We start from the raw sequence: 12075 nt of genomic DNA, 5'->3' as shown, positions 1-12075 counted from the left end.
TTCTAAATAAAATTTATATATTTGCTAAAAATTTAAAATCAAAAAAACTAGTTATGATTACAAAAGGGCTCTGTTTATCTGCCGTTATGGCGTTATCTATTAATTTTGGATTTGCTCAAGAATCTAAAAAACAACAAGATATTAAGTCGATAAAATCGATGTGTGGTTGCTATGAAGTGAAATTTAATTTTACTGAAACTTTTCAATACCCAAAAGATACAGCCAATTATAAGCCATCAAAAACTAAACATGAATCTGCTTTAGAATGGGTAGAATTATTAGAAGATACTCCTAACAAAATTGTAATGCAACACCTACTTATAGTAAGTGACGATATGATTATTAAACACTGGAGACAAGATTGGATGTTTGAGAACACTGACTTGTATTTATTCGACAAAGAAACTTCTTGGAAATACAAGAAATTAGATAAAAAAGCAGTAAAAGGACAATGGTCTCAAAAAGTATATCAAGTAGATGACAGTCCAAGATATGAAGGTACTTCTTCATGGGCACATATTGACGGGAAAGATTACTGGGTAAATACTACAGACGCTCCATTACCGCGTAGAGAACATACTGTACGTGATGATTATAATGTTTTAAAAAGAAGAAACATTCATGAAATTACTGCTACAGGATGGAATCATGAGCAAGATAATGACAAACTGATTCGCGATGACAACGAAAAAGATGTTTTGTTAGCACAAGAAAAAGGAATGGATGTGTACACTAAAGTTCCAGATATTAAGTGTATCGCTGCTCAAAAATGGTGGAAAGAAAATAATGCTCTTTGGAAAAATGTTCGTGACAAATGGCAAACTCTTTTTGACAGACATCAAGATCTAAACTTAGAAGCTAAAGTAGATAGAAAAGCACTTTTTTCTTATTTGTTTGATTTAGAACCAACTACTAAAAAAGCAGAAACGGATGCAATAATCGACAAATTTGTAAAAAAATAATTATTTAGTGTTAGTTGTAAAGAAAAAGCCGTTAGTTTTAAAAACTAACGGCTTTTCTAATTTTAGCTGAACAATGCCAATATTATTGTGCGCATTCAGAATAAGTAACAATATGCTTAACTAAATCACCCCATTTTGGTTCTGCATTTTCAGCGATTAGTTTATCACAACTTTTCCATAAAGGAACAAATTCTTTTTTGTAGTCTTTTTTCTTAAGCAAAAATGCTGGTTCACCCTTCTTAGCTACATAAAATGATTTAACGTCTCCACCAACAAATTTAACTCCACCAATTCCTAATGATGCTGTTTCCTTTGCATATGGATCACAATAAACTTTAAATTCTTTACTAAATCCAGGATTAAGAAGTTGCATTAACAATTTTGTATTTTTCTTCTTGATTTTAACATCAGTAGTTTCAAAATAGGCATATCCTTGATTTAAAAAATCTTGGTCTAATTTCTCATCATTCCATTTTTTTGAATCAGAAATAAAATCAAGTTTTTTACCCAAATTATCTAATCCACTTGGTGGCAAATACATAAATTTAATGTTTTGAGGTTTTAACTTATGTTTTTTTCCAGTACCATCTTGCAATTTAATATATTCAATTAATCCTTTATCTCTATCAATATCTTTGATAGTACCATTGATTTCTGTCCCATCTGCCAAAGTAATGTAAGCAGTTTTACTGTGAGAAAATCCATAAGATGGAGAAATTAAACTTTGTGCATTGCTACTAAATGCAAAAAAAAGCATTAGTAATAAAGTAATTTTTTTAATCATTATTATTTTAGGTTTAAATTTTGCTTACTCTTACGATTTTCAGCTTACTCGTTTTATTAACTTTAAAAATACTATTAATAATATTATTGGATTTTGTGCAAACATAGTTTAAAAACTTTATCTATAAATCGAATTTGTAAGTAAAAAAGTCTTTTTTTTAATGACATTTTCTTTGCCATTTAAAACAATAAATACGCTTCTTAGATTTCTTTAGCAAAAAGACTCGGTAATTACTTAAGCCAAATGCACTTTAATACAACTTAAATTACTCAAAGCTAAACTCTTACATTCTTTATAATTGATTTATAAAGACTCTTAAAAAATAAAAAAGTACAAAAAACGAGGGAATATAAACATAAGAACTAGGAAGTGATTCACCTAATTATTTTAAATTGTAAGAATTTTAACTATATTTACAATTTTTAATAATTGAACTATGACTTTAAAAAAAATCTCCCGTGTTGTATGATGGCAGTATTGGAAACAACTGCAACGCTCTGATAGGCGTAGAACATCTAAATTGCGCGGGTTTATATTTTTCTAAACTATCAGATTATGAATGTAGCACACCTATTAGCGACAAGCTACAATCCTGAAAAACTTACTGATTTTTTTAAAAGGGACCTATGACTTAAAAATTCTCCCGTATGGTATGCTGGCGGCATTGGAAACAACCGCAACGCTCTAGTTGGCGTAGGACAGATAACCTATACGGGTTTTATATTTTCCTTAAACAATCAGATTATGAATGCAGCACACCCATTAGCGACAAGCTACAATCCTGAAAAACTTACTGAATTTTTTAACAACGACATTTCTCCCGAAACTATGGCCAAATTGATTCGTAACCTAAATTACGTAATCACATTGGCCTTAATTAGAAGGAATGAAACATTAGAATTTCATAACAAAGAATTAGACCAAACAGTTTATTGGCTAAATCAATTAGCAGAAAATCTAGATTCTTACTTCAGTATTGATTAAACAAAAAGGGCTATCTATATAGACAGCCCTTTTTGTTCTCATTTCTGATATTTTTACATTCTTTCAGGAACTTGTATTCCTAATAAGCTGAAACTTGATTTTATAATCTCACCAACTTTTTGAGAGAACTGTACTCTAAATATTTTTTTAGTCAAATCTTCTTCTCCTAAAATATGTACCGACTGATAAAATGAATTATATTCTCTTACCAAGTCATAGGTATAATTAGCAATTAGAGCTGGACTATGATTAAGCGCAGCATTCTGAATTACCTCTGGAAAAAGCTCGATTTGTTTTACTAATTCTTTTTCTTTTTCGTGAAGCAATTCAATTCCAGTAAGCGTAACTCCGAAATCAAAATCGGCTTTACGGATAATCGATTGAATTCTTGCATAAGTATATTGAATAAATGGCCCTGTATTTCCTGCAAAATCAACAGATTCTTCTGGGTTAAACAAAATACGTTTCTTAGGATCTACTTTTAAAATGTAATATTTTAACGCACCTAGTCCGATTGTGCTGTATAATTTAGCTTTTTCATCTTCAGAGAAACTATCTAGTTTACCTAAACCTTCTGAGATTTCTTGAGCTGTATCTGTCATTTCTTGCATTAAGTCATCGGCATCGACTACAGTTCCTTCACGGCTTTTCATTTTACCAGAAGGTAAATCAACCATTCCGTATGATAAATGATATAAGCTTGAAGCCCAGTCAAAACCTAATTTTTGAAGTATTAAAAATAATACTTTAAAGTGGTAATCTTGCTCGTTTCCTACTGTGTAAACCATTCCTCCAACATCTGGATGGTCTTTAACACGCTGAATAGCTGTTCCAATATCTTGAGTCATGTAAACTGCAGTTCCATCTGAACGAAGCACAATTTTACGATCTAAACCTTCATCGGTTAAGTCAATCCAAACAGAACCATCTGGATCTTTTTCGAAAATTCCTTTATCCAAACCTATCTGAACAACATCTTTACCTAATAAGTAAGTATTACTTTCGTAGTAGTAACTATCAAAATTTACTCCTAGGTTTTTATAAGTAATAGCAAAACCATCATAAACCCATTGGTTCATTTTAGCCCAAAGTTCTTTTACAGCGGGATCGCCAGCTTCCCATTTTAAAAGCATTTCTTGTGCTTCTAGAATAATCGGTGCTTGCTTTTTGGCTTCTTCTTCGGTTTTACCTGCTTCAATTAGTTCATTGATTTGTTCTTTATAAACTTTATCAAATTTTACATAATAATTCCCAACCAATTTGTCTCCTTTTAAACCTGTACTTTGAGGAGTTTCTCCATTTCCAAATTTTTCCCAAGCCAACATTGATTTACAGATATGAATTCCTCTATCATTTATAACTTGTGTTTTATAAACTTTTTTCCCAGAAGCTTTAATAATTTCAGCTACAGAATATCCTAACAAATTGTTACGAACGTGACCTAAGTGTAGTGGCTTGTTTGTATTTGGTGAAGAGTACTCTACAATGATTGCCTTATCAGAAGGATTTGGCTCTACGAAACCAAAGTTTTTTCCATCTTTTATTCCGTTAAAGAAATTCACATAATAAGTATCCGAAACAACAATGTTCAGGAAACCTGAAACCACATTAAAACGGGCTACCTCAGGAAGATTTTCTACAAGATAATTCCCTATTTTATTTCCTAACTCAACGGGATTACTTTTAATCACTTTCAGTAATGGAAAAATAACCATAGTAATATCCCCTTCAAACTCTTTTCTAGTAGTTTGAAATTCGACTTTATCTACCGTTACTTCAAATAAGGCTTGTATTGCTTTTTGTATAGAAGGCGTAAGAATTTGTGATAATGACATGTAATCTTAATTTTAAAGAGTGCAAATATACTGCTTATTCGTCAATTAGAGAAAATGTAAAAGATATAAAATCTAGGAATATTTAGTACAATTAATTCGGAAACAATAAAATTCTAACATTTAATTCGATTATAAATCACTGATAAACAAAGTACACTTTATAATCTGAACATTATTTCTAACAAATTCTGTAACATAAAAGAAAAAAAACAGTCTTAATAGAAACTTTAAATAAATTTTAAAAGAGAATAATCAACTTGAATTTAAAGGTAATCATCAATCAAAAAAATATTAATCAACAATAACAAAATCAAATCCTATGAAACTTAAAATTATCATGTTATTGCTTATCGGAGTAATAACATCGGTACAAGCTCAAAATTCTGGAAGTATTTCTGGAAAAGTACTAGAGAAAGCAACTAATTCGCCAATCTCTTATGCTACCATTGCCGTAAAAGAAGAAGGTAAAACTATCGCAAGTGGAGTAACTGATGATAAAGGAGACTTTAATTTAAAAAATATTCCTTTAAAAAATTATATTTTAGAGATACAATACATCGGATATAAACCATACAAAGCGAATCTTTATTTTAGTGATTCAAAAAAAGAATACACTTTTAAAGTTACTCTTGAAGAAGAGGCAACTCAATTAAAGGGAGTAAACATTGTTAGCGAACGTTCTACTATTGAACAAAAAATCGATAGAAAAGTTATTACTGTCGGTAAAGATCTTACTACTGCTGGTGCTTCGGCTTCAGACATTATGAACAATATCCCTTCGGTGAATGTGGATCAGGATGGTAAATTATCTTTGCGTGGTAACTCAAATGTACGTGTATTAATTGACGGTAGACCAACAAATATGGATCCTGCTCAATTACTAAAACAAATTCCGTCTACATCTATCAAAAAAATTGAGTTAATCACTAATCCAAGTGCTAAATACAATCCGGAAGGAATGTCTGGAATCATCAACGTTATTTTGCATAAAAATGCGAATACTGGTTTTAACGGAAACTTTAATGCTGGAATAACTTTTGGGGAAACTGCAAAATACAATAATTCATTAGACTTGAATTACAAAGTTGGAAAAGTAAATTTCTTTGGAACCGCAGGACGTAACTTTGGTGTGTATGGTAATGAAGGTCTAATTAATAGATTAGATACTCCGCTGACTCAAGATTTAGATATTACGAACGATAATGATTCTCATCTTTATAAAATTGGTATGGATTACTATATCAATGATAAGAACACCATTTCTGTATACACCAATCAGAACTCTTTTGATGGTTTTACTGATATTAATACTGATATTAATTATGGAGAAGGACCAATTAAAAAAATCTACCAAAATTCAAAGTATGACAATAAGAATAATAACAACACCTACAATATAGCCTACAAGCATCTTTTCAAAAAAGAAGGCCATACTCTTGATGTTGAAGGAAACTACAATGATTTCAAGCAACCTCAACTTTCTTATTTTGACACAAAAACTACTGACGATACAGGAAACACAACAACTGCTATTTACAAAAACGACATCAGAGATGTTAGAAAAAACAGCACGTTAAACGTTGACTATGTAAATCCGCTAAACGATAAAACAACACTTGAGGCTGGTGCCGAGGCAAGATTTACAAGAACTACAAATGATTTCTTAACCGGAAATCCTTTAACACCAATTGACAAAAGAATTTCAAATTACACGTATGATATTGATATTTATTCTGCTTATGTAACTTTTGGCCAAAAATTTAAAAAATTCAGTTATCAAGTAGGGGCACGTTTTGAAAGTTATAAAGTTCAAGCCAACTTAAATGCTGGACAAACTACTTTTGAAGATGATTACATTACATTATATCCATCGGCATATATTACCTATAACCTTAATGAAAATAACACCTTTCAATTTAGCTATAGCCGTCGTGTAGATCGTCCTAGTATTGAACAAACTAAACCAATCCCAGAATTCTCTACTCCATTGGTAACCTCTCTAGGAAATCCTGAGTTAAGACCACAATTCACTAATTCTGTCGAAATAAACTATACCAAAACTTTTGGCAAAAGTACATTCACAGCTGGAGTTTACGTAAGAAGCATTAATGACCAAATTAGCCGTACGTTAAGTCCTGATGATAGCGATCTAACGAAAGAGAAGCAAATTATGAGTTATGCCAATTTTGACAATAACACCGCATATGGATTCGAAATGTCTGCAAATTATAAAGCTACGAAATGGTTAGACATTCAACCGTCTATCGATTTCTCAAGCATAAAACAACAAGGAATTGTCTTTGTTATTGACCCATTGACTGATGTTTCAAAACCAGAAGACAAAGAAATTAATGCCAACTCTTTTAATGCCAGAATGAATGCAAACTTTAAAGTGAATAAACGTTTGAGTTTCTTATTATTTGGTTTTTACAGAGGTTCTGTTGACGGAATACAAAACAACAGCCACGACATGTACAAAATGGATGCTGGTACTCGCTACACTTTGCTAGACAATAAAATGACTTTAAGCTTACGTTTTAACGATATCTTCGACACTATGAAATATGCTTTCGATTCTAAAAACCCTTATCCTCAAACAGGAAAATTTACATGGGAGAGTCAAACCGTTTATTTTGGTCTTAGCTACAACTTTGGTGGTGGTAAAAACAAAAGTTTGCAACGCAAGCAAAGAGAAGACAATACGAATAAAGGTGGTGGAGGAATGTTCTAATTTATCACCCTAATTCGAATTATTTAATTTTGAATTATTTTAGTAGTTAAAGCCCAGAGAATTGCCGCTCTGGGCTTTTATTATTTTGAAAAGCTACAACTGCGATATTAAAGCATTAATTTCTATTACACTTGCTGTTTCTCCAGAATCAGTAATCGCTGATGAATGAAAAAAAGTATTCCCTATTTTTTCTTTCAGCAACCCAATATTCGAAGATCGAAGCCCTCCGCCTGGCATAATTACTATTCTATTATTTGCTTTTTGAACAACATCAATAAGCACATCAATTCCTTCTACAACATTTTTCCCCTGTCCTGATGTTAAGATTGTTTTAAAACCACAATTAATTACATCTTCAAGAGATTTAGCAACATCTGAAACAACATCAAAGGCACGATGAAAGGTACAAGGAAGTGGCGCCGCCAAATTAACTAATTCTGTATTTTGCTCTATATTGACACTTCCATCACGGTTAAGATTCCCAAATACAAAACCATCAACCTTACCCTTTTTATATTCGATTATACTTTCTTTCATTTCCTGAAATTCAGCATCGCTGTAAACAAAATCACCACCACGTGGCCTTATAATTACATTCAGATCAATAGTAGCTTTTTCTCTAGCTGCTAGAACTAAACTTAAACCAGGAGTCGTTCCGCCCTCTTTCATATTAACACATAACTCAATTCTGTTCACTCCATTTGCCTGAGCGATTTCGACAGAATCAAGATTAAAACACGCAATCTCTAATTTACTTTTTTCCATTTAATTTAAAAGATATTTCCCCAATATTATCATTCTCACGAAAAAGACTCGAGCAGAATTTAACTAAGTCTCAAATTATAATTTTTCTCACAAAGAAACAATATGTAAAGTTTGCACCTTTGTCAGAGGTTTATTCGGTATTGCAATGTCTCCTTCGGTGGATAATATTTATGTTACAAAACACGAAAGTATAAAAAAACCTGCTCCAAAAAGAGCAGGTTTTAAAATATAATATAAAAATCAAATTACCATTTGATAATTGCGCTTCCCCATGTAAACCCACTACCAAATGCAGCAAGAACTACAGTGTCTCCAGATTTAATCTTTCCTTTTTCCCATGCTTCTGTTAATGCAATAGGAATAGATGCTGCGGTTGTATTACCGTATTTCTGAATATTGTTATATACCTGATCATCATTCAATCCAAATTTCTTCTGAATGAATTGAGAAATTCTCAAGTTTGCCTGATGAGGAATTAACATATCAATATCTGAAACCTCCAAATTATTAGCAACTAAACCTTCGTTAATTACCTCGGCAAAACGAACTACTGCATTTTTAAATACAAATTGTCCATTCATATAAGGAAAATAACTTTCGTCATTTGGATCATTGTCTGCTAAAATATCTGTTACCCAACGTGCGCCCATTCCTGGTGCCATTAGAGATAATTCTTCAGCATGTTGACCTTCTGAATGCAAATGTGTCGATAATATTCCCTTTGTAGTGTCTTCTTCTCTACTTAAAACTGCAGCTCCAGCTCCATCTCCAAAAATTACAGATACTCCTCTTCCTCTGGTTGTCATATCTAAACCTGTCGAGTGCACTTCTGAACCAATTACAAGAACATTTTTATACATTCCAGTTTTAATATATTGGTCCGCTACCGAAATAGCATATATAAAACCTGAACATTGATTTCTTACATCTAATGCTCCAACAGTTTTTAATCCTAAATCACGTTGCACCAAAACTCCTGGTCCTGGAAAATAATAATCTGGGCTTAATGTTGCAAAAACAACAAAATCAATATCTTCTTTTGCTACTCCAGAACGTTGAATAGCTATTTCAGCAGCTTTTACTCCCATAGAAGTTGTAGTATCTTCTCCACGAATAATATGTCTGCGCTCTTCAATTCCTGTTCGTTCTTGTATCCACTCGTCATTAGTATCCATTACTTTTGACAAATCGTCATTGGTCACTACATTTGAAGGGACATAATATCCTAATCCCGCTATTTTTGAATGATACATATATTTTTGTTATTCGTTAAAAATTTGGATTGCAAATCTAAACATCTTTTAAAAATCATGTACACAATTTAGTAATTTTTTCGTAATTAACAATTCGACATACCATTCTCATTAACTTCGCCTTACACCTTAATACTAAATTGTAAGAAAAAAATTTCAATGTAATAAAAAAAACATCTATATTCTTTTTCATTATTAAAATGTAACAAGTTTAAACTACTTTAGACAAATTATAACGAACCTAAATTAATTATTAAAGTACCAATTATGAAATTAAAAATTATTCTATTTCTATTTTTAAATCTTGGCTTAATTGCTTCAGCACAAGAAAACTTAACGTATCAAAAGCCTTCAAAATCAATTTTGGATTTGGCTGATTACGAAAGAGCCCCTTCTGTATCATTGGATACAAAAAAAGAATACATTCTATTAAGTTATAGAAATACCTACAAGACCTTAGATGATTTAAACCAAGAGGAACTTCGTTTAGCTGGTTTGAGAATTAATCCTATAACTAATATCTCAAGTACAGTTACGTATGTAAAAAATCTAAAATTGAGAAAGGTCAACGATACCAAAGAAATAGAAATAGCAAATTTGCCGGCAAATCCACAAATTAGTTATACTTCATGGTCACCAAATGACAAAAAGATTTTATTTACTAATACAACAAAAACTGGAGTAGAACTTTGGATTATAGATGTTGCTACTGCAAAAGCAACTAAACTAACTGATGCTACATTAAATGCTAACATAGGAACTCCATTTAGCTGGTTCAACGACAATGAAACTATTTTAGTAAAAATGCTACCTAAAAACAGACCAGCATTATTAGATTCTAAAAAAGATTTACCAACTGGCCCAATTGTTTCTACTGCTGATGGTTCTAAATCACAAAACAGAACCTATGCAGATATGTTGAAAAACAAAAATGATGAGACTAATTTTGAAAACATCATTACTTCAGAAATCTACAAAGTAAACATCAATAATGGTGCTGCTACTTTATTTAAAAATGCAGCTATGTACTCTTCTGAAAGAATTTCTCCAGACGGAAATTACATAATGCTAACAACAATTCAGAAACCATTCTCTTATATTGTTCCTTTAAACAGATTTCCATCTAAGGCAGTTGTTTATGACAAAAATGGTACTGAAGTAAAAACAGTAAACGAAGTACCTCTTTATGAAGTTATGCCAAAAGGTTTTATGGCTGTTCGTAATGGAAAAAGAGAAATGTCATGGAGAAACGACAAACCTGCTACACTTTCTTACGTAGTTGCATTAGATGAAGGAAATCCAGCTAATAAAGTTGACTTTAGAGACGAAGTGTTTCTTTGGAACGCTCCATTTAACACTGAGGCAACTTCATTGGTAAAAACACCTCAACGTTACAGTGGTATTATTTGGGGGAATGAGAATACTGCAATTCTTTCTGATGAGTGGTATGACACACGTAATACTAAAACTTATTTAATTAATCCTGCAGAACCTACTCAAAAACCAAGATTGATTTTTGATAGAAACTCACAAGATATCTACTCTAATCCTGGAAATTTTGAGTACAAGAAAAACCAATACAACAGATATGTTCTTGCTATAGAAAACGATAATGCTTTTCTTCTTGGTGAAGGATTTACTAAAGATGGTCAATTCCCATTTATTAGCGAACTAAATCTTAAAACATTAAAAACAAAACGCTTATACACTTCTTCATTTAAAGACAAAAAAGAAGATATTCTAAGCATTGAAGATTTTAAAACAGGAAAAGTTTTGGTACAAATTCAATCCAAAAATGATTATCCTAATTACTATTTTAGAAACATCCAGAAACAAAATAGTTTAACTCAACTTACTTTTTTCAAAAATCCATTTGAAAGCATTAAAAACGTAAGCAAAGAGGTTATTAAATACAAACGTAAAGATGGTGTTGAATTATCTGGGACTTTATATTTACCTGCTGGTTATGACAAGGTAAAGAAAGAAAAACTACCGTTATTAATCTGGGCTTATCCTGCAGAATACAAAGATAAAAAAAGCGCAGGACAGAGTAACCAGAATCCAAATGAGTTTACATTTCCTTATTATGGATCATTTGTGTACTGGGTAACTAAAGGATACGTTGTTCTTGACGATGCTTCTTTCCCTATTATTGGTGAAGGAACTACTGAGCCTAATGATAATTTTATTACACAACTTGTTGATGATGCCGAAGCGGCTATTGATGCAGTTGATGCTTTAGGATACATAAACAAAAAGAAAGTTGCAATTGGAGGACATTCATATGGCGCTTTTATGACTGCTAATTTACTTACACATTCTAATCTTTTTGCTTGCGGAATTGCTAGAAGTGGTGCTTACAACAGAACGTTAACTCCTTTTGGTTTCCAAACAGAGCAACGTAACTACTGGGAAGTTCCGAATGTTTACAATGCAATGTCTCCTTTTATGCATGCTGACAAAATGAAAACGCCACTACTTTTGGTACATGGTGAAGCTGATAACAACCCTGGTACATTTACTTTGCAAACAGAACGCTATTTTCAAGCTATAAAAGGATTAGGTGGACCAGCAAGAATGGTGATTTTACCTAAAGAATCTCATGGTTATGTAGCTAAAGAAAACATTTTACATTTACTTTGGGAACAAGATCAGTTCTTAGAGAAAAATTTAAAAAACTAAATTTCATTTCTTTTATAAATAACAAACCCGATTGATTTAAAAATCAATCGGGTTTTATTTTTTCTTAATTCAAAAAATA

At 31.7% G+C, this 12075-nt stretch carries 8 protein-coding genes; 4 read left to right on the top strand and 4 right to left on the bottom strand.

Going from position 1 to position 12075, the window contains the following annotated elements; translation table 11 throughout:
• The first annotated feature begins 53 nt into the window (after positions 1 to 53).
• Entirely contained in the window at positions 54 to 962 is a 909-nt protein-coding gene (locus QWY99_RS03140) for a DUF6607 family protein (protein ID WP_290261270.1), read from the top strand.
• 82 nt (positions 963 to 1044) lie between these two features.
• Here QWY99_RS03140 and QWY99_RS03135 read toward each other — a convergent pair whose 3' ends face one another.
• A complete protein-coding gene (locus tag QWY99_RS03135; RefSeq protein ID WP_290261268.1) occupies positions 1045 to 1746 on the bottom strand; it encodes a hypothetical protein in 702 nt (233 codons plus the stop codon).
• A 744-nt stretch (positions 1747 to 2490) separates the two neighbouring features.
• Between QWY99_RS03135 and QWY99_RS03130 the strand changes: the two genes are divergently transcribed.
• On the top strand, positions 2491 to 2730 hold the full coding sequence (locus tag QWY99_RS03130; RefSeq protein ID WP_290261266.1) for a hypothetical protein: 240 nt from the start codon (positions 2491 to 2493) through the stop codon (positions 2728 to 2730).
• A gap of 53 nt (positions 2731 to 2783) precedes the next feature.
• On the opposite strand, the gene argS is transcribed toward QWY99_RS03130, so the two are convergent.
• On the bottom strand, positions 2784 to 4565 hold the full coding sequence (gene argS / locus QWY99_RS03125) for an arginine--tRNA ligase (RefSeq protein ID WP_290261263.1): 1782 nt from the start codon (positions 4563 to 4565) through the stop codon (positions 2784 to 2786).
• A gap of 319 nt (positions 4566 to 4884) precedes the next feature.
• On the opposite strand from argS, the gene QWY99_RS03120 reads away from it, so the two are divergent.
• Positions 4885 to 7296 (top strand): TonB-dependent receptor, encoded by a 2412-nt coding sequence (locus QWY99_RS03120; RefSeq protein ID WP_290261262.1) that lies wholly within the window; start codon positions 4885 to 4887, stop codon positions 7294 to 7296.
• Between the two features lie 93 nt (positions 7297 to 7389).
• On the opposite strand, the gene QWY99_RS03115 is transcribed toward QWY99_RS03120, so the two are convergent.
• Both QWY99_RS03115 and QWY99_RS03110 read right to left on the bottom strand, forming a co-directional pair.
• On the bottom strand, positions 7390 to 8061 hold the full coding sequence (locus QWY99_RS03115) for a copper homeostasis protein CutC (protein WP_290261260.1): 672 nt from the start codon (positions 8059 to 8061) through the stop codon (positions 7390 to 7392).
• Positions 8062 to 8306: 245 nt separating this feature from the next.
• Positions 8307 to 9314: a 3-oxoacyl-ACP synthase III family protein gene (locus QWY99_RS03110; RefSeq protein WP_290261258.1), complete on the bottom strand. Its 1008-nt coding sequence runs from the start codon at positions 9312 to 9314 to the stop codon at positions 8307 to 8309.
• Positions 9315 to 9581: 267 nt separating this feature from the next.
• Between QWY99_RS03110 and QWY99_RS03105 the strand changes: the two genes are divergently transcribed.
• Positions 9582 to 11996, top strand: coding sequence for a S9 family peptidase (locus QWY99_RS03105; protein WP_290261257.1), 2415 nt, complete (start codon positions 9582 to 9584; stop codon positions 11994 to 11996).
• Positions 11997 to 12075 lie beyond the last annotated feature (79 nt).

The organism is Flavobacterium branchiarum, assembly GCF_030409845.1.
Taxonomy (GTDB): domain Bacteria; phylum Bacteroidota; class Bacteroidia; order Flavobacteriales; family Flavobacteriaceae; genus Flavobacterium; species Flavobacterium branchiarum.
Note: the sequence above shows the minus strand (reverse complement) of the source record. Positions and strands in the feature narration are given on the sequence as shown.